Source organism: Lactiplantibacillus modestisalitolerans, assembly GCF_005405425.1.
GTDB classification, from domain to species: Bacteria; Bacillota; Bacilli; order Lactobacillales; family Lactobacillaceae; genus Lactiplantibacillus; species Lactiplantibacillus modestisalitolerans.
The window spans coordinates 282973-304545 of record NZ_BJEA01000001.1; the positions used below are offsets into that span (position 1 = coordinate 282973).

Consider the following 21573-nt stretch of genomic DNA (forward strand, 5'->3'; position numbering starts at 1 on the left):
ATTGTCCTCCTTATATTTTCAGCGTATCTTCATTATACGCTAATCACTTGGGAAACGCGCCCCCAACGCCCGCCAATTCACCCGCAACAAATATGCCGGATAACTCCCCCAACCAAAACAGTAACTATTCAGTAGTGGCGACCCGTACGGCGAATAATCCGGATCAGCCGGCGCAAAAACCTCCGCGCAAGTGGTAGCGCCCTGCGCCAACTGTGGTCCCCAGTACGCTTTTAAGACGGCTAACGCTGCGTCCGTTTCCCCATACTTGAACAAAACTTCCGCCAGTAAGCCCTGCGTACTAGGTGTGACGAGCGCCGTTGTTAGCTCAAACCGCGCACGCATCGCCGCCAAACACCGCTGACGCTCCGGCACTGGCAACACGTCCGCTAACAGCATATACACCTGCGTCAACAAACTGACTTCGCGCTTCGGCCCGCTCACAAAGAGGTGCTGCTCGGCATCGTACGTTTGCACTAAGCTAGCGCCCACCACCGTTTCAAGCCAATCCGTGGCAGTGGTGCCTAGCGCGGGCTTATCAACCAACTGGGCTATTTGTTGCCAAGCTCGCACTGCTTGGACTAACAGCGCCTGCACGGCCGTCTGCTTATCACAATCCGTCGACCAGTCCACGAACACGTCCGTCCGTGCCCCCATCAAACCATCGGCAGATAATTGTGAGCAGGCCAGCGTCATTGCCCGGCTAGCAATTGGTTCCAACGCCCGAACGGTGACTAAATCTCCCGTCGCCACGCCGTATTCCGCCAACGCCATCACGAATTGCAGCTGGTAATCAAACCAGTACAAATCATCCGCTTGCGGCGTCTCAAAGCGGGTAAACACGTCCGCTGGTAACCGCCCCGCATCGTCCGCAAAACTCGCAAATAAGTATAAGCAACGACGCGCTAAAGTCCGGTCCTTAAAGGTCACGTAATTGACCTTAGCCTGCATTCGAAAATCTAACAACCACAACCGGCGGTCGCGCTTCGTGCCGTCTTCATACACAGCCTGCATGGTGTTCCTTAGCGTTGCGATGCAGACTGCATCTAGCCGGCGCAACCACGCCGGACCACCCGTTAAGGGCGCGACCGGCCGTTCCCCGACCGCGCTCGTCGCCGTAAACTCAGGACGCGTCAAGCGCGGACACCACTTCAACGACTGGCCCACCGGCGTTAACACCACGTAACGACAACTATACCGGCGCTCATAAGTCACCGTGGCGGGCAACAATTCCACGTGCCGGCGGTCATCTTGAATCCACGCCAGTGGTAACCAGCTTTCCACTTTGCTTGCGTCTAAATCCACTTCCAACAGGCGTTCCGCAAAACGAGCTTGCAGCAGTAGCGGCGCATCCATTGGTGACCCACAGGACTCAATTGCCACTTCAAAATGGCCCACAACCACCGTTCCCAAGTCATACACTAACCGCTCGCCTGGTTGCAACGTCACCGCGTCAAGATTCGTACGCCAAGTCACGTTTTGTTCAGCTAGCGAAACGTCCGCTTGAATTACCGCTACCCGTTGCGGCGTTACTTGGCGCGTTGCCAGCGGTAATTGTTCCTGTGCAACCGCCAGCAACGACGGATCAGCCCGAAACTGCCCCTCATCAATCACCTGAAACTTAGTTTGCGTGTCATTCACAAACGAATACGTCATCATCGTCACCCATTTCGCATGATTTTCCCCATCAATCGCGGGGTGTCTTGTCACGTCGTTATTTTAGCATACTAGCACCGCTTGATTGGCAAAATTGGCAGAGAAAAAGCTGGTCTATAAACGGAAAAAATCCCCCCAGGCCAGCCTTGTTTTATTGGCTCTATGATATATGGTGTTGATCTGTTTAAAAAGATGCCAGTTGAGTTTGCGAAAAATTTATTATACTTGCACAAACAAGTGGGCAAGGTTTGCGCATATTTTTTAGTAACCGTTCAGTAGAACCAGTTTCACCAATTGAGGCTTATTAAATTCAGCCGCAAAACCTCGTATTAAGGCAAGACTAGCCAGTAGTGGGTGTAACCATGGCTCAACTGCGAAATTATTCTTAGTCGGAAGTGTCGTTCTTCCGGCTTAGAATAAGGCTCGAATTTGAGATTGCGGGGTGGGTTTCCCCGTGAGCTCAAATCGATGCCCGCAGTGTTCCAGCCAACCGGTTACACCCGCTGCTGGCGGCATATCAACGCCAATTATTACCGAACCATTTTATTTGCTCCTAAGTTTATTTGCGATCACAAACCCCAACCCCGGCACCGAAATCGCAATCAAAACACCACTAAGCAGGCAGTTCAGCGCTAAATTGAGATAATCATTTAGATAGTCACCCTGAGCTTGAAGGTCAATCCGATTACGAATTGGATTCGTCGAATGATGATATAGAGCAATTTTGTTTTCTGTCGACTGATCACCCATATGTAACGAACGGGACTGCCAGGATTGAAAATGCAAGTTAACTCTTTTCATTTTTGGAAACGTCTCTAGCAAGACCGGGTACGCAAGCACAAATGACAGTGTCCACCAAAGATTGATTGCATTCCACCGCATGGGCATCGTTCCATCTGGCTTAGCCGTTACGAAATAAAAAACAATCGCAAAGAATACACAACCACGAGCGTAATCGAGACAAACATTTTTTAGCAATTTCATCGTTGATCACTCCAAAGTCGACTTATTCGATTAGTGGCAATTTTAACGTTTGCCGTCCCAATTACAATCCTCAAAATATTTAAACTTAAAATTTAATTAGCTCCCCCTAAAGTTCAAGTCCTCCAAATAGCGTTAAATCGGCATTGAAATTGTTTTTTACCCTATTTAAGCAACCGTTTGTTAACTACCGTTTCGTCCGTATTCATCTGTGATTAACGTTACTTGGTCCTGCTGGCAGCTACTATTCAGCTTTCTGAACATCTGCCGCCACCCTTCTCCAAACCACTTGTCCGCGGTTCCGTCCCGTTTGCACACTAAGCTAACGACGATTTTTATGGCCCATCGTTACCGGCTGAATACACTGGTTTGCCGGGGTGCGTCTAGTGCTTTCTTTAATTAAGTTATAACCCTGATTTATTGGTTTTCTTCAATATACAAAATACCCCTTGCATTACTTCTCATAAAAATTTTATAATTAAAGTGTTTTAGACTACTTATATTAAGGGGTGTGTGTTATAGATGCGATTTAATTCACATAATCAATTCAATTACGATCAGTCCGAGCGTTTCAAGCTTTATAAATCAGGTAAGCTCTGGCTCGTCGCGGGGGTAACCTTCTTTTCATTCCTTGGAGGAAGCATTTTAAGTAACCCAAGCGTCCACGCCGACGTCACACCGTCAGCGCAAGTCGCTTCATCATCAAGTTCGGCCACCAGCGCCAGTGCTAAACCGGCTACGAGTGCCGCAACCAGCACGGCTAGTGCAACCAGTGCCACGAGTGCAAGCACCTCAAGCGCAACCAGCACAGCTAGCCAAGCTTCACAAGCGACCAGCGATGCCAACAGTACCGCTGCCAAGTCTGTGACCAGCGAAGCCACTAGTGACGCAACGAGTACGGCAGCCAAATCGACTGCAACTAGCACCGCTACTAGTCAAGCAACGAGCGCCACTTCTAGCGCCGCGACAAGTACGGTCGCTAAGCCAGCCAGTGTCGCTAACGTGAGCGCTGCCAGTCAGGCTACCAGTAGTGCCGCCGACGTTAACGCCACTAGTCAAGCCAAATCCGCAACGGCCGAACCACAAATGACGACCTTTAGCATTTCAGCTGATACGGTGGCCGCACCCGTTACTGCGGTTGCAACGTCCGCTAAGGTCAGTGACCTAGGGACCGACGTTTGGCAAATTGGCGATAAGACCCGGCCAGCGGTTGACGCCGTCGACGTTGCTTCTTATCAAAAAGCAATGACTCAGGGCGATTTTGACAAGTTAAAAGCCGCCGGGATCAAAACTGCCATCGTCAAAACGACTGAAGGCACCAGCTACGTTAACCCATCCGCGTTACAACAAGCCCACATGGCTAACAACGCTGGCATGAACGTTGACGTTTACCATTACGCGCACTTCAACAATACAGACTCGGCCACTAAAGAAGCTGATCACTTAGGTAATTACTTGTCAGCTAACAAGTTCTCCAAACAAGTCCTCGTCTTCGCGGACATGGAAGATACTGACACAACGGCTAACGTTAGCGTCGCAAACGTTGCCAACAACTTAAACACGTTCTGGAATACGTTGGATACATACGGCTACAAGAACCATGCAGTCTACACGTTCCACTACTATAAAGCAGCCGATGCCGTTATGAATACCGTTGGTGGCGAATCTCGGACTTGGATTGCCCAATATCCGTACACGCCAACGGCAACAACTCATTGGAACACTTCGTACGGCGCATGGCAATTATCCTCATCAGCGCTCTTGCCAACCGGTGCCAACTATACCGGCTACATTGACGTTTCCGAGGATTACAACGGTTTACTAGAAGACAGTGCTGGTACCAACACGTTCTCAGCAACCGCAACCACGCCAACCAACACCGTGCACGTCAACACGAGTAGCACAGCGACGACGGCCGCTTCCGGCTGGTACACCTTTGCTCAAAACACTAGCATCAAGAGTGCCGCAACCGACAACTCCTTAACGGTCGGGACTTACGACAAGGGCAGCAAAGTTTACTACAACGCCCAAGTTAAGAACGGTAGTCAAACTTGGCTTCGCTACTTAGCTGCTAGTGGTAACCAACGCTTCGTTAAGATTAGCAACGGCACGACAACGACGAAACCAAGTACGTCAACGTCAACTAAACCAACCGCAACGAAGCCAAGCACGTCAACTAGCAAGACGACCGTTACCAAGGCCAGTGGTGCTTACCGCTTCACAGCCAACACGGCCATCAAGTCCGCAGCTAAGGACTCCGCTAAAACCGTTGGGACTTACGACAAGGGCAGCACCGTTTACTACAACGCCCGCGTTTCTAACGGTAGTCAAACTTGGCTCCGCTACTTAGCCGCCAGCGGCAACGAACGCTACGTCAAAATCAGCAATGGTTCAACGAGCACGTCCAAGCCTGCGTCTAAGCCAACTTCAACGAAGCCAAGCACGTCCAATAAGACGACCGTTACCAAGGCCAGTGGTTCCTACCGCTTCACGGCTAACACGGCTATCAAGTCCGCGGCCAGCGATTCTTCGAAGACCGTTGGGACTTACGGTAAGGGCAGCACCGTTTACTACAACGCACGGGTCACGAACGGTAGTCAAACTTGGCTCCGCTACCTAGCCGCTAGTGGTAACCAACGCTACGTCAAAATCGGTGGCGGTAACGCCGCAACGTCGAAGCCAGCCGCTTCAACTAGCAGCAAGACGACCACAACGAAGAAGACGGGCAGCTACCGCTTCACGGCCAACACGGCCATTAAGTCCGCAGCCAGCGATTCTTCCGCAACCGTTGGGACTTACGATAAGGGCAGCACCGTTTACTACAACGCCGAAGTTAAAAACGGTAGCCAAACTTGGCTCCGTTACTCCGCTGTAAGTGGTCACCAACGCTACGTCAAAATTGGTGGCGGCAGCGCCGCAACCACGACGACTAGCAAGACGAGTAGCAACGCTGGCAAGGTAACGAGCCAACGCGGCCACTACACCTTCAAAGTAACGACCAACATTCGCTCTGGCGCTAGTTTAAGTGCCGGCATCGTTGGCACGTACTACCCGAACCAAACGGTTAACTACGTTGGCACGGTTCAAGCCGACGGTTACCAATGGTTGAAGTACATGGCCGCTTCTGGCAACTACCGTTACGTTGCCGTTGTCGACTAACAATTGCATTTAAGTGAAAGCTCCGGACTTCGTGTTCGGAGCTTTTTCATGTCAAAAAAACGCGAACCGCGACCATTCAAAGCCTTTGTACCGATTGGTGTTGAGATTGCCGCCAGCAGCGGGTGTAACCGGTTGGCTGGAACACTGCGGGCATCGATTTGAGCTCACTCAGAAACCCACTGAGCAATCTCAAATTCGAGCCTTATTCTAAGCCGGAAGAACTTCACTTCCGACTAAGAATAATTTCGCAGTTGAGCCATGGTTACACCCGCTACTGGCTAGACTGGCTTTTATACTGGGTTACACGGGTTGTTTCAATTAATGAGGATGATCCTGCAGAACGTCTATTAGATTTAAATAAATTAAGCGTAATCCTACTTATTTTGATGGTCACAACGAACTTATTGAAAATTCAACTAACAATCTTCTTAGCAAATCAACACCAGGTATCATAGAACCACTAAAAGAGCCGGCTTCCCGCAAACAACTTGCTGGAAACCGGCTCTTAGCCTGAGTTATTTTAATGCATGGTACCTACTTTTAACGGATTCGGCGCCGGCGCTTTGCCAAGCCTAAGCCCGCCAATAACGCCCCCAGCGCACTGAGCAACGCGACCCCGAAGGACCGCTGCGACGTCACTTGTTCACCCGTCTGCGGCAAGCTCGTGGCCTTGGTTGCGTCTGAACCAGCCTTCGCCGTTACCGGTGATTCCACTGGCGTTAAGGCTTGCGCGTCAGTGGTCGAAGTCGACTTGGTGGCTGCGGGCTGCCCCGCTGGCTCGTCCGTAGTCGTGGCCGCAACCGTCAAACCAGGCTTCGTCGCCGTTGGTTTAAGGGTCGCGTCTCCCGTTTTTTCATCAGTCGGTTTAGTCGGATCCGTCCCCTGGTTTTGATCAGTCCCCTGATTCTTAACGGTTAACTGGTCATCCTCAGCGTTGATCTGATGGCCGGTCTTACCCTGCCAAGTTTCGTCGTCGTGGTTAGTCGTATTCGCCTTAACCTTCGCGAGAAAGTTCTCAGCTTGTTGCAACTGATCTTGTGCTACCGCTAAGTCGGCGAGCGCCGCTGCAACCTTAGCCTTCTGGGCACTGACTTGGTCCTTACCAGCCGTCAATTTGGCATTCCCAGCATCCAGTTGCGCTTGTGCCGCATCAACTTTCGCTTGCGCCTCTTCAAGCTGGCCCAGCGCAATGTTGACGGCTTCCATGTTATCCGCGTGGTCCATCTCGGCGTTTGCGACCGTCAGTTCCAATTGATCATTTTCCGCCGCTAACCGCTCGTTTTCAGCGGTTAACGTTGGTACTAACGCCTTAGCCGCCGTCAACGCTTGGTCCGCCTGTTTTAACTCGGCCTTAGCCGCCTGCAAAGCAGTCTGCGCGGCGGTCAAAGCCGCCTGATCGGGTTGCTGCGCCGCCTGGAGCGCCTTTAAGGCGGTGTTGGCCGCGTCAAATTCATCCTGGGCAATGGCAACGGTCTGATTAGCAGTCGCTAAGTCATCTTGGGCAGCCGCTAAAGCTTGTTTCAGCGCTTCTGGAATTGGAAACGCCGGCTTGCCCATCTGTTCTGCGTCACTAGCTTTAGCGACGTACTTGAAGGTCAACGCGGGGAGTGGAACCGTGTCCGTTGCCGCGGAAGTTTTACTGGCAACATACTTCTCGAGTGTTGCTTTTTGTTCCTTCGTTAGCGGCTCCATGTTCACTTCAAAAGCAGCAACGTCGTTCGCCAAATCAGCGGCAAAGCCAAACTCGCCAAGCGTATAAATTAAATTGACCCGGTGTCCAAACGGGTGTGTTTTAGAAATATTATGGGTTTCATCGTACCAGGACATCACAATCCCGTAAGCCGTTTCTTGGTCACTCAACGAATACTGGGGCAAAAACTGAGCCAAATTTTCCGCGCTACTTGTATTGCCATCATGACTTAGGCCCGTCGTCTGGGCTTCAGCCCGCTCCATGGCGTTAGCATTCAACGCAGCATTTTCCACGAGCGCTGGCTGGCCGTTCAACTGCCGTAATTCATTAATGTAATATCCCGCCCATTTCAAAATCCCCGCCGCGCTTGGAACGTAGTTTCCATCGGCGGGGGCCTTCAGCGTTACTTCTTGACTTGTCTGAAGGTCAGATTGTGGATAATTGGTCTTATCGTAGACTTGCGTAGCCACCACGACCATGGTCGCCTCATCAATCGCGTTCTGTGCATCCGTCACCGCCTGCTTAGCGGTAGCCTGTTGGTCAGTCGCCTGATTGAGTTGCGCTTGGGTTTGGTCCACCTCAGCCTGAGCAGCCGTGATAGCGGGCTGGTGTGCAGCCACTGCCGCTTGAGCCGTATCCACGGTCTTCTGCGCCCCCGCCACCTTATCAGTTGCGGCTTGTTGGGTAGCCGTCGCCGCTTGTTCGGTGGCCGGTTGCTTAGCCATCGCTGCCTTGTTCGTTTCAATTTGAGCTTCATTCGTTTCAATTTGTTGCGCCTGCTGGTCAGTCTTGGCGCGTGCCGCTGCCAACGCATCCTGCTTAGCATCAATTTTTTGCTGACTAGCCGCAATTTGCGCTTTGCTTGCGTCTAACTGTTGCTGGCCGGCATCAATTTTAGCTTGGCCAGCATCCACCTTGGCTTGCATTCCCGTCAGTTGTGATTGTTCCTGATCAACCTTCGCCTGGGCCCCCTGAACTGTTTTACCAGCCTGGTCGACCGCCGTTTGCGCCTGCGCGACGTTTTGCTGATAAGCCGCGTCCGTCGCTGGTTGGGTCGTCGCTAAACTTTGATCCAACTTTGGTGCGCTGGCCGGTTGGTCACTTGCGACGGCCGCCGCGGGCTTGGCATCGTCAGGCGCCGTGGTCGTGGCCGCCTGCGCATTATTAGTCCCAAACTGGGTCCCCGCTAATAACGTCGCAGCCGTCACACTGGTGTATAAAATTAGCTTGCTTTTCATTTCTGCACCCCTTTAATTAATTAAATGTAATTTAATTATAACTTGTAAGCGTTTTCTTTACTATTGTTAAATAATTTACTTTATATCATAAATAACTGGTAAAAATATTTCGTTAAACGCAACCATTATAAAAAGCGACCGCTGCCAGCTATTCTGGCAACGGCCGTTTTATCATTAGACTACCTTGTCATCCGCGCACAAGCGCAAGGTCCTTCAAATTGATCCGCTTAGTGGTCACTGGTAGTTGCAGTTATCCGCAGCTTTACTTATTTGTCAACTTTAGACGTTCAGTAACGTGAACACTATTTTTTATCAAACTCCTCCAACTTATGTAAGCGGCCCAATTTAAACTAACCTTTTAGTTAGCCCCTTTCCCCGTGACTAACCCTGATACCCCAGACTAACATTGACTTTGACCCGTGATGCGTCGCGGTTGTCCGCGCCCCTAATAACTACTCCTAGCACGTACGGTGGCGTACTTGTCAATAAGTCTAGTTTGCGGATCAGCTCCCCCCCTTGGTAGCTGACCCACCGACTAATCAAGATAACCAGCTAATTCCCCTGGCCAGCAATCTCAATTACTTGGGTATCAATTTTCTAATAATAGTCTAAGTATAAATAGGACGTGTCAATAAGTCAATTTTTACCTAAATTTAAGGATTTAAAATCATAACATAAACCTTTCAACTGGTATACGATTGAGGAGCCTATTACATTTGGGGGTGATTAGTTGGCAACTACGGTTGGTGAGAAGTTGGCATGCCGAATCCGACAACTCCGCCTCGCACAGCACCTAACTCAGGAACAACTTGCTGAACGAGCTGGGCTGGACGCCTCGGTCCTTTCACGAATTGAACGCGGTCACCGCACGAACATTCGCTTAGACACTCTGGATAAACTGGTTCACGCCCTCGGAGTCGACTATGCTACCCTATTTTCTTTTTCCACCAGCAATAGCAAACTTCATCGGATTGAGAGTAAACTAGCCATGCTCAATAACGATGAAGCGCTAACGACCATTGAGCGCCTAATTGATCTCTTACTTCAATCCAATGACTAATTGCATCGGTTAGCAGCCAAAATAAGGACCGTCTCCAGTCGGTATTTTGCCGATTGGAGGCGGTCCTTTGCGTTTTTTGTTTGCATTTACCAAGAACTGAGCCCTAATCGATGTCCGCTTCCGCACTATCCGGCTCATCACCATAATTCCAGTCCTGCATCTGTTCAGCCATTGCCCGGGTTGGATACAGATTATTATCAAACCAAACACCAGCGCCACTTGCTGATAGCATTACTGGAACTTGCTGACCATCGTAATAACGATACCGGAGGGCCTCAAACGTGCCGGCTCCCGCCGTTTGGTGCGCACCTACGATATGTAACCACTGCTGACCGTCCTTCTGAATCGAATTCAATTTCCAGTCACTAACATTGCGCCACCGTTGTGCTTCCACCCGATGATCATACGGGGAGTAATAATACCAGGTCCCGCCAAAGCCCTGCGGCCACCGCTGCGGTTGCGTTTTAACCGCCGCGTTCACGTCCCGCATCAAACTTGAGTCCGACTTAATCGCCGGCTTTTCTCCGGTCACGATTTTGGCGAAGCCGGCCTGTAACTCACCGTTCTGGGTATCCTGCACATAGAGCGTTTCCCCGTTGGTCGTCTGGGTCATCAAAACGACCGGCCGCTGATTATGCAAGCAGAAAAAGTAAGTCGTCGGGAACGGAGTCTCCGGCTTGCCACCAGTCGCCACCGCCAATACCTGGATAGCCGCATCCTGATCCGCTTTTGGCGCCCACGTCAGGGTCACTTTTTGGTGGCCCCATTCAACGCGCCCGTCCAGATCACCATTCGTTAGCGCCGCCGGGAACTTATAGCCCAAGTGGTCGGGCTGCTTGCCCTGGTACGTGCCGACGTAGGTCTGGCCCATCTCCGCTTGCCACTGTTCCATGAAATCCGCCAACCGCGCCCGTTTGGTCTGGTTCCACGTTGAATCCGCAGCGGTACTGCTACTTGTTTTGGCCGCCCGCTTCGTTTCACTGGTTGAGTCCGCCGTGCTCAACTTTTGGTGCTTCACTTGACTACTGGTCGAGCTAGCCGCCTTCGACTGGGATTGTTGACTTTGACCGCACCCGGTTAAGAGTACCGCCACTGCAAGCAATCCGAAACTGATTTTACGCATGTGTCGCGCGCACTCCCCACGGTGCGCGTCCCCCCTTTTTAGTTATTTTACTTAGTCCTAGCATATCAAAGCCGCGGTGCCGAAGCTAGTCGCAACGGCTCAAAACTATGTTATGATGGGTGCAGCTTAATCGTAAAGGATGGAAATTATGAATACTGATTTAGACCAACAACTGACCGACTTTTCGTTGTACGAGCGCGCGATTTTGATGTACTGCGTGCGCCACTACTTTACGAGTAGCCACTACACGACCCGCTTGCCGTTAGCTGAAATGTTGCCCGACTTAGCGCTGATTTTTGATCAGAACACCCAGCTACCGGGCTTACAACACCTAATGGCGTTAACAACGCCGACCAAGGCCGGCTCAACGCGCGTCTTTAAGGCGTTGACGTATGATCAAGCGCGGCGTGAATTGGTCGCGGAATTTAACCCGGATGCTGATTTGAAGGCAGTTCAGACGCGGGTGGACAATTAATCAAAAATATTCTAACTATTTTGACGTTGAGGCTTAAGTAGCAGCAACGTCTTTTTAATATGACATTAAAATTAAGGGCACTAATTAATATAAATGCTAAAGAAAAGTACCCTAAATTTTCGATTCCATTTTTTCTATCTTTTTTATAACGTGTTATCTTCACATGCGTAAAGGGGCTATCGGTCAATGGCTCTTTTAACGTACAATACCTAGCCTCGTTAACAACGGCTAGCATAAGTTTATGAAAGACTGTCAACACGCCTAAAATTTATAACAGTTTTTTTGCCTAAACTAAAGCACGCCCCAGAAAGTCATTTCAGATTTTCTGGGGCATGCTTTATTCAATTGAATTATAACCTACTGGGCCACAAACTTCTTCGTCGCCTGGTCATACTTCGCCAAAACACCATACCGTTCATCATAACGGTAGATTGCCGCTAAATGTCCACTATCGATATCGTATAACTTCACTTCCGTTACAGTCGTCCACGGCTGACTTTCCGTGTAGGTGTAGTCAGCCGGATCAACGTCAGCACTGTCTTCAATCTGATCAACTGCCGTTTGTGCCGAATTTGATAAGTCATCGGCGGTTGTCCCGGGATGGTCCTGCGCACTAGCCGCTTGGTCGTCGGCCGAATCGGTAGACTCAGTACTATCAGTATCGCTGTCGCCCTCCGCATCACTTGCATCGTCCGCATCCTGGTCAACATCCGCGGCACTGTCGTCATTACGCTCCGCAGCGGAATCCGCCTCAGTGTTGCTGTTCGCATCATCATCCGTATCCGCAGTCGCCGAATCGTCAGTTTCTTCATCGTCAGCGACTTCCTCGGCCGTCGTTTTCACCAACAATTTGACCCGCTGGTTAACGTTATCCGCCCCCATCAAGTCAACCGTCTTGGTGACGCGGTCATACTCACCAACCAACCGGAACCGGTAATGGCCCGGCATTAGCGGTCCCGCTAAGTAGTTTTCGTGTTGGTACTTGGTCGTCGTCAACCGCGACCCGTTGGCAACGATTTCTGCGTGCTTAACGTTGGTCTCGATTTTCGGCTTCATCGTGGTCACTTGTACCTTGTAAACGGGGAATAAAAAGAATTGCCGCTTGGTGGTCACGACCCGCAACGTCCCGTCGCTGGTATGACCACTCCCTTCCAAATCGACTTTCGCGTCGCTTGCATACTGGGGATGCTTCTTCAAATAGGTCGTCAGCGGTTTTAACGTTTCCGCACTAACGTTTAGGCCCGCGTCATCACTCACCACTTGGTCAGCCAACGCATTGCGATCCCCCTTGGCGAGAGCCGCAGTAATCGCGGCAACCTGCGCCTGCTTACCAAACTTTTGGTGGTAACCGAAGCCGCCCACCACTACTAATCCCAATACGACGACCGCCACGATGGCCCATTTAAGCCAACGCGGTTGTTTCGCATTCGGCGATGATAAAGGCGTTCTAGCTGCCGCTCGCGATTGGCGGGTTTCGTTTACCGGCTCCGCCGTAGCGTGGTCGGTTTCCTGGTTCGTTTCCGGATCAGTACTTGCTGGCAAGCGCTGGCCGCAATTCGCACAAAAAACGCTATCCGCCGCGTTATGGTGGTGACAATTAGGACAAATTTTCATGGTTCGTTCCCCGTTTCTTAAAGTGTTCCGTCCGAGCATGCTCCTCACTGATACTATACCAGTTTTTACATGGCTTAGCAGAACAATCCGCGGGGTTAATCGTGAACCGTCAAAATTTGATCAAGTGGTTGCCGGTCCGTCTTGATTTGCGTGTTAATGGCCGCGGCGTGGTCCTCGTAGCCGAGACCGATGCCGATGATGATTTTTTGATCGGCGGGAATGCCGACGTATCGCCGTAACAATTCCGGGTACTTCACAAATTGATAAGCGGTCATCGTGGCGAGTCCCCGGGCAGCCGCCCCAAGTAAAATACTCTCACCAAACGCACCCAGGTCGTATAGCGACCAATTGGCGTAGCCGGCCGGCAAGGTCAGGTAGAGCACGGCGGGCGCGTTATATAGCCGTGCCGCCGCGGGTCCCATTAGTTGCGCAGCGTCACCGAGGTTGGCGCTCCAGGTCGCCATGTTTTGTTGGGCCCGCGCAGACCACGCTCGCCGTGGCACCAGCGGCACGTCCGGCGTGCCCTTCGTTGGGACTGCGTCTAAGCGCGCTTGTTCCTGCCGGAGGGTTTCTAAGGGTTGCCCCATTAATAGGTGTACGTAATAAGGTTGCGAGTTCACCCAAGACGGCGCCTGTTGCGCGTCCGTGAGAATGGCCTGAATATCGGTTAAAGCCACCGGCTGGTCCGTGAACTGGCGAACCGAGTGGCGGTTGTGAATAGCTTGCGTTAATTCCATAATTAAAAAACTCCCTTACTTTTTTTCGTCGATCAGTACCGTGCCGGCCGCCGGATTGTGGTCCAGTGCACCAACAATTGGGTGTGGCCAGTACAAAGCTTCCAGATAATCAACGTCGGCGGGTGTCAGCTTCACTTGTAGGGCCGCCACCGCGTCGACTAAGTGCTTCGCCTTAGTTGAGCCGACGATGGGCGCGGTCACCCCCTTGGCCCACTGCCAAGCAAGGGCGATTTGAGCCATTGAAACGCCGTACTTGTCCGCTAGCGCGTTGACCCGCTTAACAATTTGTTCGTCGGCATCCTTGGTTCGGTCGTACTTGCCCATCGCAACGCGGTCCGTTTGACTACGCAACGTGTCAACTTGCCAAGCGACATGGCTCAAGTGACCGGCCGCTAACGGACTGTACGGCATTAGTGAAACGCCCATTTGCTGACAAATCGGAATCAGTTCGCGTTCGTCTTCGCGGTACAGTAAATTATAGTGATTTTCCATCGTCTGGAACTGGGACCACCCGTGGTCACGCGCGACTTGTTGCATCGCGTTGAATTGGTAGCCATACATGGCTGAAGCCCCAATGGCGCGGACTTTACCGGCTACCACTAGGTCGTTTAAAGCGGACATCGTTTCTTCAATTGGCGTGTCATAATCGAAACGGTGAATAATGTATAAATCGAGGTAATCCGTCCCCAGCCGTTGCAGGGTGCCGTCAATTTCGCGCTGAATGGCAGCTTTTGAGAGCCGACCCGCATTAAAATAAACCTTAGACGCAAGTACGACTTGATCGCGGGGAACCTGCTGAGCTTTCAGCGCCCGGCCGAGGTAGCTTTCGCTGGTTCCGTTGGAATAGACGTTGGCGGTATCAAAGAAGTTAATTCCCGACCCCAGCGCGTGGTCGATTACCTTGGCACTAGCTGGGTAGTCGAGCGTCCAGGCGTGCATCGTGCCGGGCTCACCAAAACTCATCGCACCAATACAGATTTTTGAGACTTGAATATCGGTATTGCCTAAAGTAGCATATTGCATGATTAAGTCGCATCCTTTAATTATTATTTACAATTACATCTGATATGCTTAGAATACACGTTGAAGTATACTTCAAGTCAAGGAAGGTGTTCGCATTGAAAATTGAAGCCGTTGCTAACCAGTACCACTTATCCGCCCCGACCCTCCGGTATTACGAACGGCAAGGACTGCTGGGACCCGTCCAACGCGTGAATGGCGTCCGTGACTACGGAGCCGCCGATTTAGACCGGTTGGACTTTATCATTTGCGTCAAGCAGTGTGGAATGACGATTCGGCAAATCAAACAATTTATTGCCATGTACCAACAGGGGGACGCAACGATTAATGAACGCTTGACCATCTTGCAAAAGCAGTTGCAGGATTCGCGGATTCAACAGGCCCAGTTGGCGCAATCAATTGACCATTTGCAGGAGAAAATTGCGGACGTTAAGGCGTTGCAAACCCGGGTGGCGGAACGAGTATAAGTAAATTCTAAATCAAAAAGGTGGTAACGCATTAAAACGTTACCACCTTTTCCTCTTATTCAGCTAATAATAACTTACGCATCGCACTTGGTGATTGTCCATACCGTTGGCGAAACTTTTTGTAAAAAAATGACTTAGATGAATAACCAATATAATCGACAATTTCCTCCACTGAAATCCGTGGATTTTCGAGAAGATTTAACGCTGCGTGCATCCGCCGGTCATCCACTAACTGTATAAACGACTTACCTGTTTCCAACTTTAAGCGGTTCGATAAGTAATTGGGATTATAGCCAAAAGTTCGGGCCATCGTTGTCAATGAACTAACATCGAAATTTTCATCCAAATACGTGAGCAACTCTGTCGTTGTGACGTGGCGGTTGGGAATGCTTTGCGGAACGCTTACATAGTCGTCCTGCCGCAACAGTTCAATCATCAGCAGGTCAAAGAACCGCGTCAATCGGGCCGCGCCAAACTGAGCCGGGCTCATCACTTCGCAAATCATTCGTTCCGTAATGTAAGCCGAATCGGCCAGCTTATTTCCATTAAAACGCGCACAGTGCCAATGCCGATAATCCTGAATAATCTGCCGGATGGTTACTGCCGACTGGGCGCTCGTAGTTTCCGGTAATAGTGTTAAGAACGAGCTTTCAGCCGGAAGATGCAACGTTACTAGAACGTCACCCGCCTCCAGTGCAGCAACTTGGTACGCTTCGTTAGCCGCTAAAAAGAGTAAGTTTCCACTTAAAAGCGGTAGGGTTCCGTGACGAGTCGTGATACGGGTGGTCCCTGAAAAGAGGTATAACAAGGTCGGCCGTTCCACTTGGTGTCGATGGCTGTGTCCATCCTCATTTTCTAGCTTCGCATCCAGCGTTGGCGCCAATAGCGAGTTAGTTGGGGCTAGCGCTAACCAACTTCCCTGCGTTTGGTGCTTTTTAGCTATTAGCTGGCGTTGAACCAGCGCTTCACCAACGTGATAAATATCCATATCATCGCCCCTCAACTAATTCTTTAATTAATCGCCTTTGCCGCGTTCAATCCTGCTAAACGGCCAGAGGTGTAGGCAAAGCCTAACGTGCCCCCTTCAAAGTCTACATAAATCTTACCATACATTCCGCCGGCATCGGCTCCAGCAACGTACAGGTTTGGAATGGCCTTACCATTCGTCTTAGTTGCCTGAATTTGATCGTTGATTCGAACCCCACCAAGCGTTCCTAAGTTGCGGGCAACGTACTTAACGGCGTAATACGGGCCGGTTTTAACGCTGATCAACCGTTTCGGGTTCGCAAAAAACTGGGTATCCTTTCCTTGTGTAATTGCACCGTTGTACTGGCTGACAGATTGCTTGAAGTTCGTTTGACTGACACCCATTTGTTTAGCGAGGTCGGCCAGTGAATCACTTTTGAAAACAACTCCATTTCCCGCTAGTTGACTGAGCAACGGTTCGAAGTTCGTCGGGGTATTTTCCCGTTTAATACTATCCTTTGTATTGGACGGCTCGTTAAATTCCATGTACGACTGCGGATTATTCTTCCACTTGCCATACTGATCTTCAATTGCAACCGTCCCCTTCTCCTTGATTTTGTTTAACATCGCCGTATCAAAAACGACGTACTCGGTTTGCTTTGGTTGAGACGCAATTTCAGCCCCGCGCCGCGCGTACAGGGTCGCATCCGTTTCATCACTAAACCGCTGGCCCTGAACGTTGACCCGTAAGTTCGGGTAAGCCGAAAAGGCGGTTAGCGCAAAGTATTTAGCCCCAACGGACTTAGTCATATGCTTAATTTCGCTATTAGTAAAGGTCTCCCAGAAGTAGTGAGTCGTATCCGTCCCCTCTTTACCTGCTCCAGCGGCCCATGCCATCTTTAAACCATCACCCTTATTTTGCAACACTTGGCCCTTAGTATTGGGTTTGCCAAGGTAGCGGTTCAACATTTTTTGGTTGCCACCGTAACCACCCGTAGCAATAATGACCTTCTTAGCGTGGACCGTAAACTTAGCTCCGTTGGCCTTAGTCGCAACGACCCCAGTTACTTGATGCTTCGAATTAGTCAGTAACTTCTTAGCGGGCGTACTAAAGTACAGCTTACCGCCATCCTTCTTATATTGGCTTTGCAAAGCTTTAATGGCTTTAGTACCACCCTTTTGATAGCCGTGAAGCGTTGCCGGGTCCCCCTGGTGCGCGTAGCTACCACCAGTTCCGGCATCGACCAATTTCATGTCCGCACCGTTTTTGTTTAACCAGTCAACCGTCGGCCCCGCCTGATCAATGACCTTGCGGACCAACACGCTGTTCATGTAACCTTGGGAAGCGTCCATGTACTTATCATATAGCCACTGCTTAGAAACCGTCTTATGTTGCGCCTTTTGCTGAGCACTATCGGCTGCAAACATTCCACCCGCTAGCGTTCCGGCTCCCATCGGTGAGGCCGTCTTTTCCAGTAACACAACGTTAGCACCCGATTGACGGGCTGCCAATGCAGCAGCGGTCCCAGCTGCACCAGCCCCGACGACCGCAACATCGGTATGTGCGGTTTGCGCCTTAGCGTCCTTTTTCTTAGCTGCTTTATTTAGCTGGCTTTCACTTGCGCCGGCTTTCTTCAAAGCTTTTTTGGCCCCTTCGATAATCCCATTAGACGAGTGGGTCGCCCCCGAAACAACGTCGACCTTAACGCTTTGATCCTTCACAATTTCCTTCGTAACCTTCTTTTCGGCCTCATCTGCCAAGACCTTATTATCATTGGTACGCAATACTTTCACGCCCTTGATTTTATCCTTAGTCACTGTTACTTGGACCTTAACCGGGCCGTCCTTCCCTTGACCAGTCCCCGTGTAAGTTCCAGCCTTATACGTACCGCCATTGCCACAGCCCGCGACACTCAATAGTAGTACCGAAGCGGCAACCCCTGCTAAAACTTGTTTAAACTTCATCATCGATCCCTCCAAAGTTGTTATCTCGTGTAAAGATTACCAAACTTTAGACCGCCTTGATAAGCCCAATATCGAAGGTCATCGTTCCGCTTTTCACAGGTTTTAAAATAACTACAACCGCACCCATCCGCTCTAGCCCGGACTTTTTATGAAATTTTAGTTTTCAAGAATGATTCTAGTTAGCACTATCAATCCGTCATCAATATAAAAGGCTTGATTCTGAATTCACAAAATCAAGCCTAATTTTTAAATCCTCACTTAAACGCATTCTCAGGTAGCGATTAATGGGAAGCTTTAAATTTTAACCATCGCCTTAATCGTCTTGCGCGCCTGCATATCCTGGTAAGCCTGGTTAATATTGGCTAAGTCGTAGGTCTGCGTAAAGACCCGGCCAGGATTGATATTGCCTTGCAAAACATCATTTAACAAGAACTGCTTGTCATAGGTCGTGACCGACGCCGAGCCACCGGCAATCGCCAAGTTCTGGGCAAAGGTGGAGCCAATCGCGTGGTCGTCGTAGTGTGGTACCCCTACGTAGCCAATCCGCCCGCCGTTGTGCAGGACACCGAGTGCCTGTTCAAAGGCCGCACCAGTGCCGACGCATTCGAGGGCGGCGTCCGCGCCACCTCCTAAAATGTCACGCACCTTTTGAATGCCTTCTTCGCCTCGTTCCGCAACGACCGCGGTCGCGCCGGACGCCAACGCCATCCGTTGCCGATCTTCGTGGCGGCTCATCAAAACAATTTGGGACGCACCGCGCATCTTAGCCGCGATGACCGCACACTGGCCAACCGCGCCGTCACCGATGACGACCACCTTGTCCCCCGCCTGAACATTGGCGCACCGTGCGGCGTGGTAGCCAGTCGGCATCACGTCGGCCAGCGCCAATAACGATTTCAGCATACCGTCAGTGTAGTCTTCCGGCTGGCCGGGCACCTTAACTAACGCCCAGTTCGCGTAGTTGAAGCGAATATATTCGGCTTGAAAACCGTACGACCAGTTGCTGGTCCCGGGATGGCGGTCACACGTGCCGTCAAAGCCGGCACGGCAAGCGTCACAGTCACCGCAACCATGAGTAAACGGCGCAATGACAAAGTCTCCCGGCTTGACGGTGGTAATCGCGGAACCAATTGCTTCCACGATACCGAGTGCTTCGTGCCCGTCGTTCATGGAATGAGCTTCCTTACGATCCCCCTGCGCGTAAGCCCAGAGGTCGGACCCACAGACGCAGGCCCGGACGATCTTGATAATGACATCATCATCCGCCTGTAACGTTGGTTTGGCGACTTCCTCAGCTTGGACTAAGCCCGGCTTTTCAAATATGGCTGCTTGCATTTTACATCACCCTGGATTCCGACCGCTTGCGGTTCATTCGGAATCTTTCCTTTCAATTAGTGTTCAGTTTCAGTATATAATTTCTGAACTTAATCGCAAGCAAAGCTAATTCTAAATTGTAGTTGTTCCCACCACGAGGGGATGCTATGCTGATAGCAAAGAAAGCGTTTACAAAAAAGCTCGTTAAACGCAACAACCTTTAATTGGAGGCGGTCATGATGGTTCCGTTGGCCCTTATTTTGATGTGCACCTTTAGTTCGTTGTTCGTCATTGCAGTCAGCCGTTTACTTTACACCACCCTCACGCAGCAACGCCGGCGCTTAAGCGCCATTACTAGCATCACGACCCTATTATTAGCTGGCGGTTGTGCGGCTTTTTACGCGCTAGTCGCCCCCACCGAGCAGGTCCAGGCCAAACCCAAAATTGCCCGCGTCGAAGCGTTGGTGGGTGCGGGCGACGCCGAGCACTACCAAGTTACGATTAATGGCGGCGGCCCGGTTCACGTGACTGGTCAAGCCACGCCGCACGCCACGGTCACCGTGACGAACCGGGCGGCCACGATTCCACCGATTCACGTCGACGCCCACGGCCAATTTGAATTTGACATTCAGTTGGACCATCAGCGAAGCAACCCCTACCGATTAATCACCAAAAAGAACGGGTACCAAACGGGCACACCCGTCAAAATCGTTGTGCGGCCTTACCAGGGCGACCACTACAACTTGACGCAACGGACGAGCCGCCAGGCGGCGCGGGAACGTGCGGCCAAGCAGCGTGACCAGTTGCGGATGCAAGCGAGTTACTTGGCCGCTAACAAGTACACGCTGGCCTTCACCGGTCGGGCCGTGCAAACCATTCGGGTGTGGTGCGATACTGATTTAGCCCAAGCCCCGCTGACCGAGGTACAACGTTATTTTGATTATGGCCTGCAAATTGGGACGAAGGCGCTCAACGTCCTCGGTAAGGCGCCGGTTGTGGAAGTGTACGCGGGCGCGGATTTAATTGCCAGTTCAGCTGCTGATCAACATGAGCAGTTGGTGGAGCGATGAACTTGGGATTATTAAATCATTCTTTTTAGCTCTTTTTCTTTTCGCTATTTAGATCAGCACGTTATAGTTGAATTCAATCAAAAACACCCTATAATACACTCAAATAGTGATATAAAGTGACTACAAAAGATTTAACAGGAGGCGTTAATGATGCCTACAAAGCCTAATACGCACAAAAAGAAAGTTCAACTAAATATTGATAGTGACTTAGCAGATGAAACACAAGCCATTCTTGACAGTTTAGGACTAAATCAAACGGTTGCGATTACCGCCTTTTTCAAAAAAATTGTTGCTGATGGCGGAATTCCTTTCGATTTAAAACTAAATGCTGATCAACAAAACCGATTAAAATTACAACAAACCATGCTGAAATTACCCGTCGAAGATTTAACTAGTAAAGGTGAACTCTCCCGTCACTAAAGTAACGGGCTTCGGCGTAAAAACCTGCAACTAAACAGGTTCTATCCGAAAACGTTTAGGCAATGCACCCTCGCGGGTGGGCGTCAGTTAAGAAGCTCAAACAACGTGTCGTACCCGTTTTCACTAGGTCAGGGCAATACGCATCACGTTTATTCTTATAGCCATTAAGGACGACAAGGTTCTGTCTCGCCCGTAAATTTTAATTGATAGTTACTAGACTACTTGCGCTTAGGTGTGGGTAGTCTTTTAGTTTGATGTGATGTTCAGGGTTCAAGCCCCAATCTAGGATATTCCAACTTGCATTAAGGTCACGGTTAATCAGCTTGCCTGTAAGTGTTGAAACCCACTCACGGACTGATGTATCGTGCTTTTCTTCGTGGGTTGTACCGTACTCAACTTGTGATGTCTTGTAGGCGTCAACCTTAATCAGCGTCTTACCAGTACGATTTGCCAACATTTCAATGAATTGTGCCATACGATACGGCTTAATCATTGCCAACTTGCGGTTAGCATTGCGTGCTTGTCGTTTCTTGGCACGCATGTTTTTGGCGTCCAAATCTTCAATGACTACCACGTCGTAGTCGTCCATAAGGGTGTGTGCTAGTTGCTTGTAATGTTCAT

General features: G+C 50.5%; 17 protein-coding genes. 6 read left to right on the forward strand and 11 right to left on the reverse strand.

The window, feature by feature from the left end:
- Positions 1-39 precede the first annotated feature (39 nt).
- Positions 40-1638 carry an alpha-L-rhamnosidase-related protein gene (locus FFM79_RS01345; RefSeq protein WP_170177342.1) on the reverse strand — a complete coding sequence of 533 codons (1599 nt, stop codon included), beginning with the start codon at positions 1636-1638 and terminating at the stop codon, positions 40-42.
- 558 nt (positions 1639-2196) lie between these two features.
- Entirely contained in the window at positions 2197-2637 is a 441-nt protein-coding gene (locus FFM79_RS01355; RefSeq protein ID WP_137641664.1) for a hypothetical protein, read from the reverse strand.
- 519 nt (positions 2638-3156) lie between these two features.
- On the opposite strand from FFM79_RS01355, the gene FFM79_RS01360 reads away from it, so the two are divergent.
- Positions 3157-5793 carry an SH3 domain-containing protein gene (locus tag FFM79_RS01360; protein WP_137641665.1) on the forward strand — a complete coding sequence of 879 codons (2637 nt, stop codon included), beginning with the start codon at positions 3157-3159 and terminating at the stop codon, positions 5791-5793.
- Between the two features lie 540 nt (positions 5794-6333).
- On the opposite strand, the gene FFM79_RS01365 is transcribed toward FFM79_RS01360, so the two are convergent.
- Positions 6334-8721 (reverse strand): CAP domain-containing protein, encoded by a 2388-nt coding sequence (locus FFM79_RS01365; protein ID WP_137641666.1) that lies wholly within the window; start codon positions 8719-8721, stop codon positions 6334-6336.
- Positions 8722-9451: 730 nt separating this feature from the next.
- On the opposite strand from FFM79_RS01365, the gene FFM79_RS01370 reads away from it, so the two are divergent.
- Positions 9452-9781, forward strand: a complete 330-nt coding sequence (locus FFM79_RS01370) for a helix-turn-helix domain-containing protein (RefSeq protein ID WP_137641667.1) — start codon at positions 9452-9454, stop codon at positions 9779-9781.
- Between the two features lie 103 nt (positions 9782-9884).
- Here the strand turns inward: FFM79_RS01370 and FFM79_RS01375 are convergent, their stop codons facing one another.
- Positions 9885-10904 carry a DUF4767 domain-containing protein gene (locus FFM79_RS01375; RefSeq protein ID WP_137641668.1) on the reverse strand — a complete coding sequence of 340 codons (1020 nt, stop codon included), beginning with the start codon at positions 10902-10904 and terminating at the stop codon, positions 9885-9887.
- Positions 10905-11052: 148 nt separating this feature from the next.
- Here FFM79_RS01375 and FFM79_RS01380 point away from each other — a divergent pair, with 148 nt between their 5' ends.
- Positions 11053-11379, forward strand: coding sequence for a hypothetical protein (locus FFM79_RS01380; protein ID WP_137641669.1), 327 nt, complete (start codon positions 11053-11055; stop codon positions 11377-11379).
- Positions 11380-11736: 357 nt separating this feature from the next.
- On the opposite strand, the gene FFM79_RS01385 is transcribed toward FFM79_RS01380, so the two are convergent.
- The 3 genes from FFM79_RS01385 to FFM79_RS01395 form a co-directional block, all read right to left on the reverse strand.
- The gene (locus FFM79_RS01385) at positions 11737-12993 is read right to left on the reverse strand and encodes a TcaA second domain-containing protein (RefSeq protein ID WP_137641670.1); all 1257 of its coding nucleotides are present in this window, start codon (positions 12991-12993) and stop codon (positions 11737-11739) included.
- A 95-nt stretch (positions 12994-13088) separates the two neighbouring features.
- Positions 13089-13730 (reverse strand): nitroreductase, encoded by a 642-nt coding sequence (locus tag FFM79_RS01390; protein ID WP_137641671.1) that lies wholly within the window; start codon positions 13728-13730, stop codon positions 13089-13091.
- Positions 13731-13745: 15 nt separating this feature from the next.
- Complete coding sequence (locus FFM79_RS01395) at positions 13746-14753, reverse strand: aldo/keto reductase (protein WP_137641672.1); 1008 nt, start codon at positions 14751-14753, stop codon at positions 13746-13748.
- A gap of 95 nt (positions 14754-14848) precedes the next feature.
- Between FFM79_RS01395 and FFM79_RS01400 the strand changes: the two genes are divergently transcribed.
- Positions 14849-15217, forward strand: coding sequence for a MerR family transcriptional regulator (locus FFM79_RS01400; protein ID WP_137641673.1), 369 nt, complete (start codon positions 14849-14851; stop codon positions 15215-15217).
- Positions 15218-15272: 55 nt separating this feature from the next.
- Here the strand turns inward: FFM79_RS01400 and FFM79_RS01405 are convergent, their stop codons facing one another.
- The 3 genes from FFM79_RS01405 to FFM79_RS01415 form a co-directional block, all read right to left on the reverse strand.
- A complete protein-coding gene (locus tag FFM79_RS01405) occupies positions 15273-16205 on the reverse strand; it encodes a helix-turn-helix domain-containing protein (protein WP_137641674.1) in 933 nt (310 codons plus the stop codon).
- 23 nt (positions 16206-16228) lie between these two features.
- Positions 16229-18151, reverse strand: coding sequence for an FAD-dependent oxidoreductase (locus tag FFM79_RS01410; protein WP_137641675.1), 1923 nt, complete (start codon positions 18149-18151; stop codon positions 16229-16231).
- A 291-nt stretch (positions 18152-18442) separates the two neighbouring features.
- On the reverse strand, positions 18443-19483 hold the full coding sequence (locus tag FFM79_RS01415; protein ID WP_137641676.1) for a zinc-binding dehydrogenase: 1041 nt from the start codon (positions 19481-19483) through the stop codon (positions 18443-18445).
- Positions 19484-19698: 215 nt separating this feature from the next.
- Here FFM79_RS01415 and FFM79_RS01420 point away from each other — a divergent pair, with 215 nt between their 5' ends.
- Entirely contained in the window at positions 19699-20532 is an 834-nt protein-coding gene (locus FFM79_RS01420) for a hypothetical protein (RefSeq protein ID WP_137641677.1), read from the forward strand.
- 150 nt (positions 20533-20682) lie between these two features.
- Positions 20683-20952, forward strand: a complete 270-nt coding sequence (locus tag FFM79_RS01425) for a type II toxin-antitoxin system RelB/DinJ family antitoxin (protein ID WP_137641689.1) — start codon at positions 20683-20685, stop codon at positions 20950-20952.
- A 199-nt stretch (positions 20953-21151) separates the two neighbouring features.
- On the opposite strand, the gene FFM79_RS01430 is transcribed toward FFM79_RS01425, so the two are convergent.
- The coding region (locus FFM79_RS01430; protein ID WP_137641678.1) for a zinc ribbon domain-containing protein at positions 21152-21573 on the reverse strand (422 nt) is incomplete at its 5' end.